Here is a 19,028-nt window from a genome sequence, read left to right as displayed (position 1 = left end):
CAAGTCCTTCTATTTGCTTGAAAATTTCATATCGGCTGGTTGTTCGAAAGCGTTCGTCAAACGTTTGCCAAACCGCGTGTGGAATGCCGGATCACCGATGATCGTCAAATGATCCGTTCCTGGAATATGCTCAGGGGCCTCGGCAAGGCGTGAAAGTGACTGCCAATCAATCAGATCAAGTTTTCGACTGACCGTATCGCCTGCAAGCCATGAAGCAATCGGCACGTCATAGGGCAGAAGTTCATGACGGCGGAAAACAAGGGCATTGTCGATTAGCACCCAGAACGTATGTTCGCGCGTACCGATCCCCGGCCCGTCTGTGGGCAGCCCGAATTCGCTTTTTCCCACAAAATGGACAAACTGCGCATAAGCAAGGTCATCCATCAGCGCCAAAAGGCGTTCCCATTCTTCACGCATCTTGGTTTTCTGCAGCCAGACCCGAATGCGTGCTTCAATCTCGGCCCACTGCCCCTGCTGGAATTTTGGCCGTGCGTTCAGATCAAAATCCTCGTCCATGTCACAGACATCAACCATTCCGACAACTCGCAAATCGATGTCATTCCCCAGCATTCGCGCAGCTTCGTATGCAAGCAAACCACCCCAGGACCAGCCCAGAAAGGCGCAGGTACGTCCCTTCGCTTCCCGATAAACCAGCTCTGCATATCGCGAACTGATATCGGTGACCGAAACATCAAGTTCCTGATTTTCTGTAAGCGAGTGGCACATGAAGCCCACGGCGGATTGATCCTCGCCCAGACTTTTCACCAGCTTCATATATTCGCGCGTGCTGACAAGCAGCCCCGGAAAGCAATAAAGGACAGGCTGATCGGGCTTGCCTTGCTGCAAATGCACGATATCCGCCCCCGGCTTGCATTCGGGTTCAGACAGCGCCAACAACAAGCTTCGGATGGTCGGAAAGTTGAAAAGATCCGTAATTTCCGCATTGCGTTCAGGAAACTGATCGCGAACTTTTGCCAGTACACGCAGGGCTGTTATCGAATTCCCGCCGATCTCGAAGAAATTATCGGTCACTCCGACTTCATCGAGACCCAGTGCGGATTTCCAAATGGTCAACAGAGCGGCCTCGTCGTCATTAGCTGGCTTGATTATGACCCCCTCGCGACGCGGTAGCGGCAACTGTGATTTATCGACCTTGTGATTGGCATTAAGTGGCAACATCGTCATTTCAATGATGTAGCCAGGCACCATTGCGCTTGGCAGCAGGTCCTGCAACCGCACACGAACTGAACGGGTATCAACCGATGCTCCGGAACGCGGTACGACATAGGCAATCAGTTCCAACCGTGAGGCAACTTCAGCTGCGACGACGACACAGTTGGCAACATCATCAAACCCACGCAAAACTGTTTCAATTTCTGCCGGCTCGATACGGTGCCCACGAATTTTAACCTGATCATCGACCCGTCCAGCAAACTGGATCATGCCATCCGGAAGGAATCGGCCCAAATCACCGGTGCGATACATTCGTGCATGATCATTCAGCGCAAAATTATCGTGAATGAACAGATCGGCGGTCTTTTCAGGCAAGTTGTTATATCCACGGGCAACACAATAGCCGCCAAGATGTATCTCACCGATTTCGCCGGGTGCGACCGCGTTGCCATCCGCATCAAGGATATAGGCCCAACGATCTCCGACCGGTCTTCCGATCGGGGCTGTAACGGTCTCACAAAGCCGGTCCTGAGCGACACGCCACAACATGGGTGTCATCACGGTTTCCGTCGGACCATAACCGTTGATCAGATAACGAGAATTGATGGCCCGCGCGATCCGGTTGAAAGTTTCCTTTGGCATTGCCTCACCGCCGAAGGAACAAAGTATCAGATCAAGAGTCTGGCCCTTCTCGCGAAGCCACCCTGCCAACTCATGTACATAGCTGGTCGGAAATGAAGCATGGGTCACGCCATGTTTGCGAATGGCGTTAACTGTGTCTTCCGGCGTCCAGAGTAATTGGTCAGGCAATAAAATACTGCCACCTGCCATCAACGGCACGATCCAGCGTTCATGACCACCATCAGATGAAAATGGAAGAAACGGTAATTCTCGCGAATCTTCATCCATCAGATAGATTGGCCCGGTAGCATTCAAATGGTCAATCAACGGGCCTTGATCCACCATGACCCCTTTAGGTTGACCAGTCGAACCGGACGTGTAGATAATATAGGCAAGCTGATCGGCAAGCGGGGCGACGGCGAGGAAGTCGGCTTCCGACGTGTCGAGCTCATCGACAAGAACAACCTCAAGCTCCTGCTGACCAAGAACCGTCAAATCCCTGCCGGTGGTAACAGCGTAACGTGCATAACAATCAGTCAATACGTGCTGATTTCTGGTCTCGGGGTGCTGCGGGTCCACGGGAACAAAAGCCCCACCAGCTTTCCAGACACCAAGAATGGCTGCAATCGCCATCGCAGATTTCGGAAGCGCAACAACAACAACATCACCACGCTCGACCCCATTGGCAATCAGAGCGCAGGCAATCGCATCTGACGTTTGTTTCAGGCGCTTTCGCGACCAAACCTCATCTGTTGTCAGGATGGCCGGGCGGTCGGGATCATCGTCGCAAAAACGGTCAATGACTTGGTGCGGATATCCTCTCATCCGCCAGGGTTCCACCGCCCATGGCAAACCAACAACATCTTCTGAAATTGAATGAAAACCGGGTTGCGAACTCGGTTCGTTTGATGGGTTTAAGGACGCGGCATTTACCGCCTGAGAACCATTCATGGTCGTCTCCACATTGGCAAAGCAAGTTTCAAGCATTTGCACCAAAGACGAACCGTCACCTGCCAAGTTCAGAAGTTTCTGCATCTCGAATCGAAAAAATGCACCTGAACTTCCAATCCTCTCATCCGTCCGGACTACAGAGACTTAACGAACCCAACCGGGTTGGAAACTTAGACATCAGGAGATCTGAATATGAATGTCATTGCATTAGAAGCACCAACTCAAAACTCATCCCAGAAACTGGAAGTTCCTCACTTTCAGAACGCCGGAAACTGGCACTCGTCCATCGAGGACGGACATATTCAGCTTTGTGGGGAAAGTGAAAATCATGACTTCTATTTCACCCTCTCACCGGACCAGATCGTCCTTGATGATGTTGCAAGCCTGACGCTTAACGTTCTAGATGCCAAAGGTTTGGCTGCGCTGGGCGAAGCACTTCTGATTGCGCATCCTTCTCGGTCTGAAATCAAACTTCCCCCGCAGTTGGATCCGGAATGGACAGCGAACATGATTCGCAACGGTCTGATTTCTCATTCAGGTGATAGCATTGTTGTCAGTTCCCGCAATCTCTATCAACTAACGCTGAACTGGTTGGCACATCCCGAACGCGACCCATTCCCTTTGAGTTACACGTCAACCAACGGACGCCGTCATCCAGTCCGTCGCCCAAGTGCCTCGCACACACTTTATGCGCGTTACATCCCCTGGATCTACAAAACTATCCGGTTTGAACGCGCGGATATTCGTCGTCATCTCGGGTGCTTCCATAAATGGATGAACGACCCGCGCGTCGACGTCTTCTGGGAAGAGTCCGGCTCAGAGGAAAAGCATAAAGCCTTCATCCAAAGCCGACTGGATGATCCCAGAACCGAGCCGCTGATCGGGTATTTCAACGACACCCCATTCGGGTATTTCGAGCTCTACTGGGCACAAGAAGATCGTCTTGGCGAGCATTATGATGCAGGTGACTTTGACCGCGGCTGGCACGTTGCCATTGGCGAAGATGCATTTCGCGGAAAGGAATATCTGACCGCATGGCTTCCGTCTCTGATGCATTACATGTTCCTTGATGACCCAAGAACGCAACGCATTGTCGGTGAACCTGATGCAGGCCACAATCAGCAAATCCGCAATCTTCTGCGTTCAGGCTTTGCCGGCATTAAACAGGTTCGTTTCCCCCACAAGACGTCACTTCTTGTTATGTTGCTGCGCGAACGCTTTTTTGATGATCGACTGTTTGTTCCGGACTTTGTCCACGATGAGGATGCTTCCTGATGCGAAAGCGTGCTCTTCCGGACCTGAATGATCCGGCGATCATGCGATTGATCCTGCGACTGGCCCTGCCATCTGTGGCAGGGCTTTCGATCAATGCCATCAATCAGGTCGTCGATGCCTTTTTTGTTTCCCAATATGCGCTTAGTGCCATGGCGGGGGTAACTTTATCCATTCCCTGCTTCATGCTGGTCGGTGCAATCGGGCACGGATTGGGCCTAACAGCCTCAACCGAAATCGGTCGTGCACTTGGCAGGGACAATGTCCAAGATGCCGCAAGAAGCGCATCCCTTGCCTTGGCTTTGGCCATTGGCTTTGGCGTTAGCGTTGCCATCCTGATCACATTATTCCACGGACCAATTCTGCATCTGCTCGGTGCGCGCAACGAGGTTTTCACCGAAGCTTCCATATACATGCGAATTCTTGGGGCCTGCTCTGTGCTGGTACTGTTGCAGATCGTTTGCGATTTCATTGCAATCGGTGAAGGTAACAGCCGATTTTCGATGTACACCTTGCTCGGGTCGTTTGGTCTGAACATGGTACTTGACCCGATACTTATCTTTGGATTCGAATTGGGGGTTGCAGGGGCGGCGTGGGCAACGATCATCTCACAGATCGCGGCCCTTTGTGCGTATGTCTATTACTTCAAAAAGCGCCTTGGACGAATACATCCCGATGTCGGGGCTCTTCACGCACTTTCTTGGCGCAAAGCTCTAGTACCGTTTGGCAAGCTCGGCATTCCAGCCAGTACAACCACTATTCTGGCATCAATATGCTTTGCCGCTCTGATGCAGGCAGCCACCAGACATGGCAACGAAGAAGAACTGGCTGGATTGGCCATCTCGTTGCGTATCGTGCTTCTTGCCATTCTTCCGATCATCGGCTTTTGTCTGGGTGCACAACCCATCCTGAGCTACGCAGCAGGTGCAGGTAATCAGGCACGGTTTGAGGCCGTGTTTACGGGCATCCTTCTCTATTGCGCGGCCTTCTCGATTACCTGCGCAGTTATTGCCTTCCTGTTCGGGGATTGGTTGATTGCCGCCTTTGTGAGCAAAGCGGAATTGATCACCTTTGGGGCGCATTTGCTCGATATCCTTGCCATACAAGTCGCGTTCGTTGGCATCTATCAACCGATGGTATCGCGCTTTCAGGCTGCTCATAATGCGCGGCGCGCTGCCATCGTCAGCATGGCGCCACAGGGCTACATTCAATTACCACTGGCGCTATTTTTACCCATGGCATTTGGCTTGGACGGAATTGTCATAGCACCTGCGCTTGCGGCAGGACTGACTGCACTCATTGCCGTTGCTTTGACGTTTTCTGATCGCAAAACACTCTTGATCAAGGAGCTTTCATCATGAACGAGCTACCTTCAAAGCCACTCTCGCTGCAGGACCACGGATCCCGGCATCACGGTGCATTTGATCCCAACTACGAGCGCCACTTCCGGGCGGTTTCCCAACCAATTTATCAAACGTCGCTATTTGCATTCCGTGACTTTGACGACATGGCAAATGCCTATGCCGGAAATCCTGGCGGTCCCATCTATGCTCGTGGTGACAATCCCACCGTAATGGCATTCGAACGGGAAATTGCAAGATTGGAGAACACCGAAGCATCCCGTGCCTTTGCAAGCGGGATGGGGGCAATCAGTGCAACCGTCATGGCACTTGTCGAACCGGGCGACCGGATCGTTACCGTTCACAATGTTTATTCCGATGCATATCGGCTTTTTGAAACCATGCTCAGACCAATGGGCGTGGCCATCGACTATGTCGATGGCACCAAGACAGATGCTGTAATTGACGCCATTTCAGGTGCAAAACTTTTGTTCCTTGAGAGTCCGACATCTCTGACATTTGAACTCCAGGACCTGGAAAAACTGGGCCAAACAGCGAAAGAGCAAAATGTTATCACCGTTATCGACAACTCTTGGGCAACACCGGTTTTTCAGCGCCCGGCCGATCACGGTATCGATCTTGTCATCCATGCAGCGTCGAAATTCCTGTCTGGTCACAGCGACACTGTTGCCGGCGTCGTCACCGGGCGAAAGGACCTGATCAACAAAATCAATGGTTCAACCTTCCCTTATCTCGGTGGGAAACTTGGTCCGTTTGAAGCATGGCTTTTGCTACGCGGCCTCGACACACTTGAGCTGCGCATGCAACGACACGCCCAAACCGGTGAGTATTTGGCCACAAGCCTGTTCAAGCACCCAAAAGTCTCCCAGGTGCTCTATACCGGGTTCAGCAACCATGCTGGGAAACGCACATTACATGGCCATTCGAGCCTGTTTTCCATCATTCTCGATGAGACGGTCGACATTCGAAATTTCAGCAACGCCCTTCGAACATTCAGGTTAGGCGTAAGTTGGGGTGGTCCCGAAAGCCTGATCGTTCCCGCTGCTGCGGTACTCCACCAGAAATATGAAATCAGTGCGTTTCGTCATTTCCAGTTGGACCGGCAACTTGTGCGCATCTACTGCGGGCTGGAAAACCCGTCTGACCTTCTGGCAGATTTGGAACAGGCAATCGATGCTGGGACAACCAGTTAAGCCACGGCTTAGGCCAATCCTCTGAACAGAAAAGGTAAAGGGCGCCAAAATGGCGCCCTTTTGCATTTCCGACTTTTGTAGCTTAACTGCTAACCGACACAACTCCTTGCCGGGAGTTCGGCCTTGTGAGAACCGCCAAAATCAATTCAAGCGGTCCGCGTGATGCGAAGCGGAACCAAAGCTTGGCAAAAACGATCCACCCCAGATACATCACAACTGAAATCCACAAACAATCAGCCAAACGAACCTGATTGTGCATACCGGCACCGTAACCAAAGAACACCAATCCCATAGCCAATGACATTCCCAAATAGATCGTCAACGACATGCGGCCAGCAGGCGCAATGAATGCAACCAAATTGCTACAAACCGTTGCGCGAAAGGCGACAAGACCATATGCGACAAGAACAATGGACAATGGTACCGCAAACAGCGGGCGCAAAACCAATGTCATCATAAAGAAGCGCTCTGGCTCAAATGCTGCGGGCAACGATGCAAGCGCCCCGTAAAGAAGGCTTCCTGCAATTCCCGGAAATGCGGCAAACGCCGCAATGGTGCGTAATTTGGCAACAAGAGCATCAAAGCCATATTCCTCACAAAACCGCGCGGCGGCAAGCCCCGAAACCATGGCAGCAGCAACAAGCAGATAGTTACTCCAAAGACAATAAAGCTGGAAACCGGCCCAACTCTCAAGACGCACCGCCATTACATCTGCAAAACTGCCGGTCGCCAGAACCACCGAAACCGGTATCTCTGGCACGACATAAGGCGATGGGTTCACTGTCAGGCTCACCCCAAAAAGCGCATTCCCAACTACAGCCATCGCCCAAAGAGCAACACCACAAACCATAAGTCCGCGAACAGAAATTTTCCGACCGATCAACAAAAGCAGCCCGATCACGGCATAGGGCAACAAAATGTCTGCTTCGAAAAGGAATACCAGATTCACAACGCCGAACAGTGCCAGCACACAAAGCCGCCGAACATAAAAACCGGCCCCATATCGTTTGAATTGCTGTAACGCGGCAAACCCGAACAGGGCCGAGAAAATCAGAATGAATTTGCTTTCAAACAATCCCTGGATCACGCTCGCGGCAAGCACATTCAGCCAAAGCGGCTCCCCGTCCTGCCATGCCCCGCCAGCAAAACCAAAAGTAATCGCAAAGAAGGGCAAATTGACCACAAGTATCCCGAACAAGGCGAACGCGCGAAGGGCGTCAATTGATGACTCACGTTGCAGAAACATCTTACGTCTTTCCTCTTGATTGGAACTCTTAGTAGAAAGACGTTTGGCAACTGATTTAATTCAGGGGACAAGTGCGACTTCTGCGCTGCTTATGCATGCTCGACCGCAAGTCCGATAACCCCGAATTATGACAATTCAGGCAACTGCTAGATCAGACTGCTTTTTGCGGGACGATTGAGAGCGATGGAGCAGTGAGTACGTTCTGTAATTGTCAGGTGCCACAAAAGCTGACATTCGACTTCCCGCGAAATCAAAGTCTTAGCATTTTCGTTTGCCAAATAAGTTGTCATCGATTGTCACAAAAGCTGACAAAAAGCTGCTAAATTGACAGAAAAGCTGACATTTTTCTCAAAGTACTTTTGCCAACGGAAAACTGACGCGCTTCGTTTACCGGACACGTTTACAGTTTGAGGGTTGAACATGATTTCTTCCTTGCACAGTTCTTCGGATATCGTCCCCCAATAAACTTAGTCAACGTCAACGTTAACTGTCTCAGTGCAATCAATTGAAGCTCAAGCTCCTAGTCACTTGACCACTGTCAATAATCAGGAATCTGCGATGGAATATGAGAAGCATTATGGAAAAAATGCTTCGCACATTTCTGTTGTTTCTGATCGCACTTTCCCTGACCGGAACCGGTGTTGCTCAGGCTATTGCTCAGGTGACGAAGCAAACTGCAGCTGCTGACCTTGTTCAAATCACGATCTGCAGCACAGACCAGACTCCCGTGACAATATTGATCGACCGGAACGGCAACAAAGCACCCGCACCTGTCGAATGCGATTACCCAAATTGCATGAACTGCCTGAGCGGATCTGCATTCCAGCTTTCAGACCCAATTGGCGTGCCCGAACATGACCGCAAAGTCGTTCTGACGATCTTCCCCATGTCATTTGACCACGCCGGCGCGACACCCACTGCACCGGCAACCGCACGCGCGCCTCCGTACAAGGTTTGAATTCATGAACATCCCATTTGCCCCACGTCATCTTCAGACCAAATACCAGGCACCCGGCGCATTGATGCTCCTGCAATGTCTTCTGGTCATTGCTGTTGTTTGTCTTCTTTCTTCAGTGCTGTGGGTTTCCCAGGCAAACGCGCAAAACAAACCTGTTCTGGCGCAGTTCATTGAAAAAGTTCCCGCAGCATCCCTGGTCGAGGGTGCTGATGATTATGGTCCGGTTCAAAAAGACGTGCCGGTCGCACCGGTTCTCAAGAACGGTGAGCAGATCGGCTGGGCTTTTATTACCTCTGATTTTGTTGGCACCACCGGCTATTCCGGCAAACCGATCCATGTGATGGTCGCTGTTGACTCACAGGCCCGGATCATCGGTGTCAAACTGGTCAAGCATTCCGAACCGATTGTCCTGATTGGCATTCCAGAAGAGCGGATCACGTCACTCACCGAGGGATATGTCGGCTTTGACCTGGTTGCCGCAACAAAAGATGCAGACCACGAGCTGAATATTATTTCCGGTGCAACGGTGACCATTATGGTCATCGATGACTCGATCCTGCGCTCGGGCATCAAGGTTGCGCGCATGCTCGAATTGGGTGGATTGAGTGCCCCGGAGCAATCCAATGCAGCACAATTCAAAATCAGATCGGATGCGACCGCCCCGGAAGACTGGTTCACACTGGTTGGTGACGGGACTATTCGTCGCATGTCACTTGATGTCGGTCAGGTAAACGATGCATTTGCCACGATGGATGATCCAAGGGCGCTTGAGCGGCCAATCGAAGCCCCGGCCGAAGAAACCTTCATCGACATGTATGTCTCGCTTGTCAGCATCCCGGCCATTGGCAAGGCCACACTTGGCGAGCGCGGCTACAACAATCTGAAAACCTGGCTCAAGGATGGCGAAGAAGCCATTCTTGTTACCGCCCGGGGACAATACTCCTTCAAGGGTTCGGGATATGTCCGCGGCGGCTTGTTTGACCGTATCCAGCTTATTCAGGGCGATATGTCGGTACGTTTCCGCGACCGCAACCATCGCCGTGTTGGTGACATCATGGCCGATGGCGCACCGCAATTCAAAGAGATGGATCTGTTCAAGATCCCGGCAAGCAGCAACTTTGACCCGACACAACCCTGGCGTCTGGAACTTCTTGTCCATCGTGATGTCGGCGCAATTGAACGTCTCTACACCACCTTTGACATCGGCTGGCAGCCGCCAGTCAACTACCTCACCAAGATAGTTTCGCCGACGCCAGAGGCTGACAACTCAACCGGGGCCAGTTTCGCAACGGACGAACAGACTGCCAAAACCGCCCTTTGGCAGCGGATCTGGCGTGACAAGACGGTCGAAATCGTCGTGCTCAGCATCATGCTGATTGTTCTGACCGCCGCATTCTTCTTCCAGGGCTTCCTGACACGTTCTGCAAAATTTACCTTCTGGTTCCGCATCTGCTTCCTGACTGTCACGCTGGTGTTCCTTGGCTGGTATGCCAACGCACAGCTTTCCGTCGTCAATCTTATGGCGCTGACCAACTCGCTTGTGACGGGATTTACCTGGGAAGCGTTCCTGCTTGATCCACTGACCTTTATTCTGTGGTTCTCGGTTGCTGCGGCGCTGATCTTCTGGGGGCGCGGTGCCTATTGCGGCTGGTTGTGCCCGTTTGGCGCGCTTCAGGAACTGACCAACCGGATTGCCAAATTCTTCCATGTCCCGCAATGGACGCTTCCGTGGGGGCTGCATGAACGGCTCTGGGCGGTGAAATACATCATCTTCCTTGGCCTGTTTGGCACCATGCTGGCCTCCATTGATCAGGCGGAGAAGCTGGCCGAGGTCGAACCTTTCAAGACCGCCATCATCCTCAAATTTGATCGGGCATGGCCGTTTGTTCTTTACGCGCTTGTCCTTCTTGGCGCCGGGCTTTTCGTCGAACGGTTCTATTGCCGGTATCTGTGCCCATTGGGCGCAGCCCTCGCGATCCCGGCGCGTATGCGCATGTTTGACTGGCTCAAACGCTACAAGGAATGCGGCAGCCCCTGCCAGAGCTGCGCGCATGAATGCATGGTTCAAGCCATCCACCCCACTGGAGAAATCAACCCCAACGAGTGTCACAACTGCCTTCACTGTCAGGTGCTGTATCAAAGCGAAAAAATCTGTCCGGTCGTGATCAAGAAACTCAAGCGGCAGGAAAGCCTCTTGGCAAGCACGGAAGGCGCACAAAAAGCGCTGAACCGGACCCGGACGACCAAGCAAAATCTCAAGGAGAAGTCATGATGTCTGACAAAACATCCAAACCCGGAATCAGCCGACGTGATCTATTTGGCGTAGCCGCTGGCGGTGCTGCCTTTGCCGGTGCGGCAGGTGCTGCACGCTTGGCAGCAGTCGGTGGCGCAACCGGTGCTGCAACAGCCCTTTCGATTGGCAGCGCCCAGGCTTCAACCGGCGCTGAAGCAAGCCTCGCCCCCGGTCAGCTTGATGAGTATTACGGTTTCTGGTCGTCGGGCCAGACGGGCGAAATGCGCATTCTGGGTATCCCGTCCATGCGTGAACTTATGCGCGTTCCTGTTTTCAACCGTTGCTCGGCAACGGGTTGGGGGCAGACCAATGAAAGCCTGAATGTTCTTACCGAGAACATGTTGCCCAAAACCAAGGAATTTCTCGCTGCCAACGGCAAGAAGATCCATGATAACGGCGACTTGCACCACGTCCATATGTCCTTCACCGAAGGCAAGTATGACGGCCGTTTCCTGTTCATGAATGACAAGGCGAATACGCGCGTGGCGCGTGTGCGTTGCGATGTCATGAAGGCTGACAAGGTCCTGGAAATCCCGAACGCAAAGGCCATTCACGGCCTGCGTCCGCAAAAATGGCCGCGTACCAACTATGTCTTTGCCAATGGCGAGGACGAGACGCCGATGGTCAATGACGGCAAGGTGCTTGATGATCCGTCGCAATACGTAAACTTCTACACTGCAATCGACGCAGACGAGATGCAGGTCGCATGGCAGGTCATGGTATCGGGCAACCTTGATAACACCGACGCCGACTATGACGGCAAATATGCCTTTTCAACCAGCTACAACTCGGAAATGGGGATGAACCTTGCGGAGATGACCGCGTCCGAGCTTGATCACGTTGTTGTCTTTAACATCAAGGAAATCGAAAAAGGCATCGCAGCAGGCGATTACATCGAACTCAATGGTGTAAAAGTTATCGATGGCCGCAAAGGCAAGAACAAGAACTACACCCGATACATCCCGATCCCCAACAGTCCGCATGGCTGTAACATGGCACCGGACAAGAAGCACCTTTGCATCGCCGGCAAGCTTTCCCCGACTGTATCGGTGATTGATGTCACCAAGCTGGATGCCGTGTTCTATAACGGCGCAGAACCGCGTTCCGCCGTTGTTGCCGAACCGGAACTGGGTCTTGGTCCGCTACATACCGCATTTGACGGCAAGGGTAACGCACTGACCACCCTGTTCCTCGACAGTCAGGTGGTCAAATGGAACATTGAAAAAGCCGTGCGTGCCTATGCTGGTGAAAATGTCGATCCGATCATCAAAAAGGTCGATGTCCATTACCAGCCGGGCCACAACTCCACCTCGATGGGGGAAACTCTGGAAGCTGACGGGAAATGGTTCATTTCAATGAACAAGTTCTCCAAGGACCGCTTCCTGAATGTCGGCCCGCTTAAGCCAGAAAACGAACAGCTGTTCTCGATGCAGGGCGATGATCTGGTTCTTATGCATGATGGTCCGACATTCGCCGAACCCCATGATTCGATCATTGTTCACCGTTCGGTGGTCACCCCGGCCAGTGTCTGGAATCGTCAGGATCCGATGTGGGCCAAAACCCGCGAACAAGCCGAGGCAGATGGCGTCGACATTGACGACTGGACCGAAACCGTTGTCCGCGATGGCAACAAGGTCCGTGTCTATATGAGTTCTTCAGCGCCAACCTTCAGCCTTGAGTCCTTCAAGGTCAAGGAAGGCGATGAAGTAACCGTCATCATCACCAACATGGACGACATCGATGACCTGACACACGGTTTCACCATGGGGGACCATGGCGTTGCATTCGAGGTCGGCCCACAAGCAACTGCATCGGCAACCTTTGTCGCCTCCAAACCGGGTGTCTACTGGTACTATTGCCAGTGGTTCTGTCATGCCCTGCACATGGAAATGCGTGGCCGTATGTTCGTTGAACCGCGGAGTTAACCTGTGATGTTGCGCCCCGTCATGATGATCTTGGCCATGGCTGTCTTGCCGCTGCAGGTTTTTGCGGCAACGCAATCTGTGCCGTCAACTGACGGGGCGCTGATCTCTGCCATCGCCGGGGCTGCCCCCGGCGATGTGCTGCTGCTTGATCCGGGGCTCCATCAGGGTCCCATAGAACTCGATAGGCCCGTCACCATTGATGGTCAGGGCAAAGCAAAAATTTATGGAAACAAGACCGGAAGCGTCATTTCTGTAACCGGAACGGATATCACCATCCGTGGGCTTGAGATCGTGGGTTCGGGTTCAGCACATGAAACAATTGATTCCGGCATCCAGCTCCATCGGACAGCCGCACGTATTCTGGTCGAGGATAACCGCATCCTCGGAAACCTCTATGGGGTTGATATTCACGGCGCCAAACAAGCCACGGTGCGCGAAAATGTCATTATCGGACGCCGCGATCACAGACTGAATTCGCGTGGCAACGGCATATATGTCTGGAACGCGCCGGGAACACTGGTCGAAAACAACGAGATCCAATTCGGACGCGACGGCATTTTCGTGAACACCTCCAATCGCGGCGTCTTCCGTGGCAATCTGATGCGCGATCTGCGATTTGCGGTGCATTACATGTATGCCCATGATTCAGAAATCTCGGGCAATGTGTCGATTGGCAATCACCTTGGTTTTGCCCTGATGTATTCGAACCGCATCACGGTGCGCGATAATCTGTCTCTTGCTGATCGTGACCAGGGCTTGATGCTGAACTATACCAACAAGTCTGATCTGGTCGGAAATCTGGTACGCGGCGCAGGAGGGAAATGCCTGTTTATCTATAACGCGCATCACAATCTGATCGGGGACAACCGGTTCGAGGGCTGCCAGACCGGCATACATTTCACCGCTGGTTCCGAAAGCAATGCCCTGACAGGCAATGCCTTCATCGCCAACAAAACCCAGGTCAAGTATGTCGGGACCCGTGACGTCGAATGGAGTTTCGATGGCCGGGGAAATTTCTGGTCCGATCATCCGGTATTCGATCTTGATGGCAACGGCATTGCTGACAGCCGGTTCCGGCCAAACGATCTTGTCGATCATATTTTATGGTCCCAACCCGCAGCCGGTATGCTTTTGGGATCACCCGCCGTTCAATTGATCCGCTGGAGCCAGGCACACTTCCCCGCAACGTTGCCGGGCGGGGTCGTCGACAGCTTCCCGCTCATGAAACCGATCGAAATTCCGGTTCCCGAAGAAATCGTCTCTCTTGAAATGGCTGCTCGCGCCAATCCTGTCTGGCTGCGTGAAAGGACTGAAAATGTGTCTGACCCTCTCGCAAGTCACTAAACGCTATGATGATCATACCGTTCTTGATGCGGTTGGCTTTTATGTTGCCGCAGGTGAACGCGTTGCCTTGCTCGGCCATAATGGTGCCGGAAAATCGACACTGATGAAGATCATTCTCGGCCTTGTCACTGCGGAAGGGGGAACGGTTTCTGTCCATGGTCTTGCACCCGGAAGTTACCGGGCCCGCATGCAAACAGCCTATCTCGCGGAAAACGCGTCCTTTCATCCGTCGCTGACCGGACAAGAACAGCTTCGATATTATCTTCGACTTCGCGGCGAAGATCCCCGAAAGGCCGCATCGCTTCTTGAACGCGTCGGATTGGGGGCAGCAGCAAACCGCCGCATTGGCACCTATTCCAAGGGAATGCGCCAACGTGTCGGCATGGCTCAGGCGCTTATTGGTGAACCGAAACTCCTGATCCTTGATGAACCGACAAGCGGTCTCGACCCGGTATCACGACGCGAGTTCTATGTCATTCTTGATGAACTGGCAGCACAAGGCACCGCAATTCTTTTGTCTTCTCATGCCCTTACCGAGGTTGAGGCCAGAACTGACCGGATTGTCATTCTGTCGTCAGGCGTAATGGTCGCAAACGATACCCTGGCAAACCTGCGTCAACAGGCATCGCTACCCATCCGCCTTCAGGTATCTGCCCAACGCGGCAAGGCAGACGAGGTCGCCCAAAAGCTTTCCGGGGAACGCAGCAACGGCGTGATTGTCGATCTGGTGTGCAATTCCGAGCAAAAGCTCGCACGTCTTGGCGATATCTCGGCACTGGGGCCATTGGTCGATGATGTCGATGTCATTCCGCCAAGCCTGGAAGATATCTATAGCCATTTCAGCAAACGGGGGAACGCATGAACAAGGTTCTGGCAACAGCCCATAGCGAATTCATCATTGCGCTTCGTAACCGCTGGGTGGCGATTTCTGTCGCGATGATGGTGTTGTTTTCACTTGTATTATCTGCTGCGGGCAGTGCCCCGACCGGCGCAGTTGGTGTGGATAAACTGTCCGTCACCGTCGCAAGCCTGACATCCCTTGCGGTGTATCTTGTGCCGTTGGTTGCACTGTTGATGTCCTTTGACGCAATCGCAGGCGAAATCGAACGCGGCACCTTGTCCCTTGTTCTGACCTATCCCGTCGCCCGCGGGGAACTGGTCCTTGGGAAATTCATCGCCCATCTGGCGATCCTGAGTATCGCCGTCTTGGCCGGCTACGGAATTGCCGCCGTTGCTGCGATTGCAACAGACCCCAATGCGCTTGTTGGCATCCCTGCACTGTTTCGCCTATTCTGGTCGTCGCTTCTTCTTGGCGCGACGTTCCTTGGGATCGGTTATGGCATATCGGCATTCGCACGCAGACCCGGCGCAGCAGCAGGATTGGTGATCGGGCTCTGGCTGGTTCTGATCGTTTTATATGATCTTGGCCTCTTGGCGGCCATTGTCGCCGATGATGGCGGAACCTTCACAACGCATTATTTTCCGTGGTTGCTAATCGGCAATCCGGCAGATGCCTTTCGGATATATAACCTTGCCGTTTCGGATGCGACCGCTGCTGCAGCCGGCCTGACGGGGGCTGCCAATAGCATCCCCGCTGTTCATGCCCTGATATCCATTCTGATCTGGCCGGTGATTGCCACGATCCTCGCCTGGCAGATTTTCAGGAGGGTGACGCCATGATTTCCCGACTTGCGCTATCTTCAGTCACAATCGGCCTGCTTATTCTTGCCGGATGTCAGCAGCAGACGAAAGATACCATGCCGCCACCGGTCGCCATGACTGAAGAAGCTGTCGGACATTTCTGCCAGATGAACATTCTTGAGCATGCAGGCCCGAAGGCACAAATTCATCTTGAAGGTTTGCCCTACCCCCTGTTTTTCAGTCAGGTTCGCGATGGCATTGCCTATGAACGCATGCCCGAACAAAACTATAAAATCCGTGCGATTTACGTCACCGACATGTCCAGGGCCCATGACTGGGAAAATGTGGGACGAGAAAACTGGATACCGGCAACCAGTGCGCATTATGTCGTCGCTTCTGCCAAGACCGGGGGTATGGGGGCACCGGAACTTGTTCCCTTCTCTGATCAGGACGATGCCAAGAATTTCGTCAGTCGCCATGGCGGCCAGATAATGCGCCTTGAAGACATTGATGACGTGCTGGTTCTAAACAGTGTGCCCGTAACACCATCCGCCGAGACACACGAAACGGCGATCATGCCAGATGACGACGATTATCGCGCGCGTCTTGAAAAACTTCGCAAAGAATGAGGTCCGCCATGTCCGACTTTTCACGACGCCGGTTTCTGACCATATTTGCCACCGCTGGCGCACTCTCGACTGCACCGTTTGCATTAAAGGCACAGCATCCGGTCCGCACTTGGAAGGGCGTTGCAATGGGGTCTGCTGCATCGATCAGCCTGTCGCACCCCAACGCTGACGACATCCTTTTGCGTGCAACCCGCGAACTTGAACGACTGGAAAATATCTTCAGTCTCTATCGGGAAAATTCCACGCTCGCACAATTGAACCGCGATGGTGTGGTTAACACTCCGCCTTTCGAACTTTTGGAATGCCTGGGACTGTGCGGGACCATAAACCAGGCAAGTGGTGGCCTTTTTGATCCAACGGTTCAGCCGCTTTGGCAACTCTATGCGCAAAGCTATTCAGAAGGCCGGGCGCCCGAGAATGTTTTTATCCGTAAAACACTTTCAAGAACAGGCTGGGACAAGGTTGTTATCAATCAGAGCCAGGTCAGCTTCAGAAGACCGAACATGGCAATGACCCTGAATGGAATTGCCCAGGGCTACGTTGCAGACCGTATCGCCAAGTTGCTTCGCGATGACGGATTGAACAACGTCCTGATCAATACCGGCGAGTTCGCGGCTCTGGGCGGCCACCCTGAAGGTGAAGACTGGCCTGTTTCAATCAATACCGGATCAGAAATTCGAAAAGAAAGGGTAATGTTGCGCGACAACGCCTTGGCAACATCACTGCCGAACGGCACCTTCTTTGATCAGGCGGGCCTTGTTGGTCACATTCTTGATCCGCGCACCGGCCGTCCCGCACAAGCACGCCCAACAGCGGTTAGTGTAACTGCAACAAAGGCAGCTGTGGCCGATGGGCTCAGCACGGCAATTTGCCTTATGAATAAAGGCGAGGCAGACAAATTGCTCGCACAGTTCCCGAGCGCAAAACTGGTCTAGCTTTGCCTCCCATACTGGATGACATTTCTGGCAAACGTTTGGAACGCCGCTGAGCTAGTGGGCCAGTTCCAGAAGTGCCTCACGATCAAGTATCTGCAGTTTCGGCCCCGCCGATATGGCGCCAGATGCTTCAAGTTTGCGCAAGGACCGGGAAAACGTTTCTGGTGTAATACCGATCCGGCTGGCAATCTGGCGCTTATCGGGAAAGTTTTTGCCACTTGTGCCGTCGATGGCCGCGCCATTTCGGTCTTCAAAATCGATCAGAAACGCAGCAATCCGTTGGATCGGACGCGTATGGCGCAGTTTATAGATTTCCTCAAGGAAGAACCGTTCCCACCGCAACAGGCTTGCCAGCACATCTCCGACAACGTCAGGCGCGCTTTTGAGGATGCCAAGATAGGCAGTGCGCGGAATGGCCACGATTTCACAATTCTCGACGACCTGACATTCAACCGGATAGGACCGGCCCGCAAAGGAAACTGCCTCCGCAAAGGAACCGGCCTCGGTCAGGAAATGCATCACTGTTTCATCCCCCTGCGAGGAGGTTTTCACAAGCCGCAAATGACCGGACAAAAGAATGTAGAAATATTCGGCCACATCACCGGCCCGAAAAAGATGTTCCCCCCGCGCATGGCTTTCGACCTTGCATGTTCCCAGCAGTGTCTTTAGCCGTTCTTCCCCAAGTGCTGCCAACAGCGGCACCTGAAAGATTACATCATGATCTGCGCTAGACAGCGACCTTGAAACCATCAGACTGTTCCTCCCTGGCTTCACTGCTTGATAAACCACACCACTCGGCCAGCATCTCGGTATCTGCAATACGGATGATGTACCCGTTGGAGTGTTGGGAAACGCCATGTTCCGACAACTTTTTAAGCGCCCGGGAAAATGTCTCGCTTGTCATGCCAATCTTGCGTGCCAACGCAGACTTTTCCACGGTAAGCGGCGTTTCATGCGCATCCCCGACAGGAACGGCATCTGCAAGCAAATATATCCCCAAACGTTGGGCCGCTGACCGGCATTTCAGTTCCTCGGTCTGGCGTAACATTTGACATAGTCTTTCTGTTACAACCGACATCATGGTTAATGCCCGATCAAAGTGCGCCGAGAGAAAATCGGCAAAGGCGGCGCCGTCAATCCGGATGGCGGTCGTCGCGTCCAGCGTTTTGATTGAAACGGCGTAACAGGCTTCCGGTGCCAGCGCACACTCACCTACAAGCTGTCCGTCACCCAGCAAATCAATAACACCGTCCTTGCCCTCCCCGTCCGTGTAGGACAACTCAACATGCCCATTCACAATCAGAAAAAGGGCCGATGCTGAGTCTCCGGCATGGATGATTACCGTATCTGGATCATACCGAACCCACGTACACAATGACGCCAGTTCCAGAATGTCGTCTTTCGGCCAGTTTTTGAAATAGCGCCCAGACTGGAGAACACCCGAGATTCGATCAATATCTCTCATTGTGAAGTTTCCATGGAAAAA

The 19,028-nt window shown here is 52.9% G+C and carries 15 protein-coding genes; 11 read left to right on the top strand and 4 right to left on the bottom strand.

Annotated elements, in window-relative coordinates; translation table 11 throughout:
- Positions 1-9: 9 nt before the first annotated feature.
- The gene (locus WBY09_RS05740) at positions 10-2,619 is read right to left on the bottom strand and encodes an amino acid adenylation domain-containing protein (RefSeq protein ID WP_197145711.1); all 2,610 of its coding nucleotides are present in this window, start codon (positions 2,617-2,619) and stop codon (positions 10-12) included.
- Positions 2,620-2,937: 318 nt separating this feature from the next.
- Between WBY09_RS05740 and WBY09_RS05735 the strand changes: the two genes are divergently transcribed.
- The 3 genes from WBY09_RS05735 to WBY09_RS05725 are packed head-to-tail and all read left to right on the top strand — an operon-like array spanning position 2,938 to position 6,571.
- Complete coding sequence (locus tag WBY09_RS05735) at positions 2,938-4,020, top strand: GNAT family N-acetyltransferase (protein WP_197145713.1); 1,083 nt, start codon at positions 2,938-2,940, stop codon at positions 4,018-4,020.
- On the top strand, positions 4,020-5,378 hold the full coding sequence (locus WBY09_RS05730; RefSeq protein WP_064779653.1) for an MATE family efflux transporter: 1,359 nt from the start codon (positions 4,020-4,022) through the stop codon (positions 5,376-5,378). Before WBY09_RS05735 ends, WBY09_RS05730 begins: the two co-directional genes overlap by 1 nt.
- On the top strand, positions 5,375-6,571 hold the full coding sequence (locus tag WBY09_RS05725; protein ID WP_197145715.1) for an aminotransferase class I/II-fold pyridoxal phosphate-dependent enzyme: 1,197 nt from the start codon (positions 5,375-5,377) through the stop codon (positions 6,569-6,571). Before WBY09_RS05730 ends, WBY09_RS05725 begins: the two co-directional genes overlap by 4 nt.
- Before the next feature lie 82 nt (positions 6,572-6,653).
- Here the strand turns inward: WBY09_RS05725 and WBY09_RS05720 are convergent, their stop codons facing one another.
- The gene (locus WBY09_RS05720) at positions 6,654-7,472 is read right to left on the bottom strand and encodes a DUF418 domain-containing protein (protein ID WP_286791949.1); all 819 of its coding nucleotides are present in this window, start codon (positions 7,470-7,472) and stop codon (positions 6,654-6,656) included.
- 922 nt (positions 7,473-8,394) lie between these two features.
- On the opposite strand from WBY09_RS05720, the gene WBY09_RS05715 reads away from it, so the two are divergent.
- From WBY09_RS05715 to WBY09_RS05680, 8 genes are read left to right on the top strand one after another with little or no spacing between them, the layout of a single operon-like run.
- Positions 8,395-8,775, top strand: a complete 381-nt coding sequence (locus WBY09_RS05715; protein ID WP_064779662.1) for a hypothetical protein — start codon at positions 8,395-8,397, stop codon at positions 8,773-8,775.
- Between the two features lie 4 nt (positions 8,776-8,779).
- Positions 8,780-11,047 (top strand): NosR/NirI family protein, encoded by a 2,268-nt coding sequence (locus WBY09_RS05710; protein ID WP_197145719.1) that lies wholly within the window; start codon positions 8,780-8,782, stop codon positions 11,045-11,047.
- Positions 11,047-12,993, top strand: a complete 1,947-nt coding sequence (gene nosZ / locus WBY09_RS05705) for a TAT-dependent nitrous-oxide reductase (protein ID WP_062957249.1) — start codon at positions 11,047-11,049, stop codon at positions 12,991-12,993. Before WBY09_RS05710 ends, nosZ begins: the two co-directional genes overlap by 1 nt.
- A 6-nt stretch (positions 12,994-12,999) precedes the next feature.
- A complete protein-coding gene (locus WBY09_RS05700) occupies positions 13,000-14,337 on the top strand; it encodes a nitrous oxide reductase family maturation protein NosD (protein WP_336232370.1) in 1,338 nt (445 codons plus the stop codon).
- Positions 14,309-15,199 carry an ABC transporter ATP-binding protein gene (locus tag WBY09_RS05695; protein ID WP_336232219.1) on the top strand — a complete coding sequence of 297 codons (891 nt, stop codon included), beginning with the start codon at positions 14,309-14,311 and terminating at the stop codon, positions 15,197-15,199. The genes WBY09_RS05700 and WBY09_RS05695 overlap by 29 nt, the downstream gene beginning before the upstream one ends.
- Positions 15,196-16,017, top strand: coding sequence for an ABC transporter permease (locus WBY09_RS05690; protein WP_064779665.1), 822 nt, complete (start codon positions 15,196-15,198; stop codon positions 16,015-16,017). The genes WBY09_RS05695 and WBY09_RS05690 overlap by 4 nt, the downstream gene beginning before the upstream one ends.
- Positions 16,014-16,607, top strand: coding sequence for a nitrous oxide reductase accessory protein NosL (locus WBY09_RS05685; protein WP_064779666.1), 594 nt, complete (start codon positions 16,014-16,016; stop codon positions 16,605-16,607). Before WBY09_RS05690 ends, WBY09_RS05685 begins: the two co-directional genes overlap by 4 nt.
- On the top strand, positions 16,604-17,542 hold the full coding sequence (locus tag WBY09_RS05680) for an FAD:protein FMN transferase (RefSeq protein WP_336232216.1): 939 nt from the start codon (positions 16,604-16,606) through the stop codon (positions 17,540-17,542). Before WBY09_RS05685 ends, WBY09_RS05680 begins: the two co-directional genes overlap by 4 nt.
- 54 nt (positions 17,543-17,596) lie before the next feature.
- On the opposite strand, the gene WBY09_RS05675 is transcribed toward WBY09_RS05680, so the two are convergent.
- Together WBY09_RS05675 and WBY09_RS05670 are read right to left on the bottom strand one after the other, a co-directional pair.
- Positions 17,597-18,235, bottom strand: a complete 639-nt coding sequence (locus WBY09_RS05675; RefSeq protein WP_167351179.1) for a Crp/Fnr family transcriptional regulator — start codon at positions 18,233-18,235, stop codon at positions 17,597-17,599.
- 34 nt (positions 18,236-18,269) lie between these two features.
- Positions 18,270-19,007, bottom strand: a complete 738-nt coding sequence (locus WBY09_RS05670; RefSeq protein WP_167351180.1) for a Crp/Fnr family transcriptional regulator — start codon at positions 19,005-19,007, stop codon at positions 18,270-18,272.
- Positions 19,008-19,028: the final 21 nt, after the last annotated feature.

This window comes from Thalassospira sp. CH_XMU1458, assembly GCF_037027205.1.
Lineage (GTDB): Bacteria > Pseudomonadota > Alphaproteobacteria > Rhodospirillales > Thalassospiraceae > Thalassospira > Thalassospira tepidiphila.
The sequence above is the reverse complement of the archived record's forward strand: the minus strand, read 5'-3'. Positions and strand labels throughout refer to the sequence as shown.

Bases quoted from the DNA above. Each gene is read 5' to 3' on its own strand.
- WBY09_RS05740 (WP_197145711.1), bottom strand. From the start codon at position 2,619: ATGAGAGGATATCCGCACCAAGTCATTGACCGTTTTTGCGACGATGAT.
- WBY09_RS05735 (WP_197145713.1), top strand. From the start codon at position 2,938: ATGAATGTCATTGCATTAGAAGCACCAACTCAAAACTCATCCCAGAAA.
- WBY09_RS05730 (WP_064779653.1), top strand. From the start codon at position 4,020: ATGCGAAAGCGTGCTCTTCCGGACCTGAATGATCCGGCGATCATGCGA.
- WBY09_RS05725 (WP_197145715.1), top strand. From the start codon at position 5,375: ATGAACGAGCTACCTTCAAAGCCACTCTCGCTGCAGGACCACGGATCC.
- WBY09_RS05715 (WP_064779662.1), top strand. From the start codon at position 8,395: ATGGAAAAAATGCTTCGCACATTTCTGTTGTTTCTGATCGCACTTTCC.
- WBY09_RS05710 (WP_197145719.1), top strand. From the start codon at position 8,780: ATGAACATCCCATTTGCCCCACGTCATCTTCAGACCAAATACCAGGCA.
- nosZ (WP_062957249.1), top strand. From the start codon at position 11,047: ATGTCTGACAAAACATCCAAACCCGGAATCAGCCGACGTGATCTATTT.
- WBY09_RS05700 (WP_336232370.1), top strand. From the start codon at position 13,000: ATGTTGCGCCCCGTCATGATGATCTTGGCCATGGCTGTCTTGCCGCTG.
- WBY09_RS05695 (WP_336232219.1), top strand. From the start codon at position 14,309: ATGTGTCTGACCCTCTCGCAAGTCACTAAACGCTATGATGATCATACC.
- WBY09_RS05690 (WP_064779665.1), top strand. From the start codon at position 15,196: ATGAACAAGGTTCTGGCAACAGCCCATAGCGAATTCATCATTGCGCTT.
- WBY09_RS05685 (WP_064779666.1), top strand. From the start codon at position 16,014: ATGATTTCCCGACTTGCGCTATCTTCAGTCACAATCGGCCTGCTTATT.
- WBY09_RS05680 (WP_336232216.1), top strand. From the start codon at position 16,604: ATGAGGTCCGCCATGTCCGACTTTTCACGACGCCGGTTTCTGACCATA.
- WBY09_RS05670 (WP_167351180.1), bottom strand. From the start codon at position 19,007: ATGAGAGATATTGATCGAATCTCGGGTGTTCTCCAGTCTGGGCGCTAT.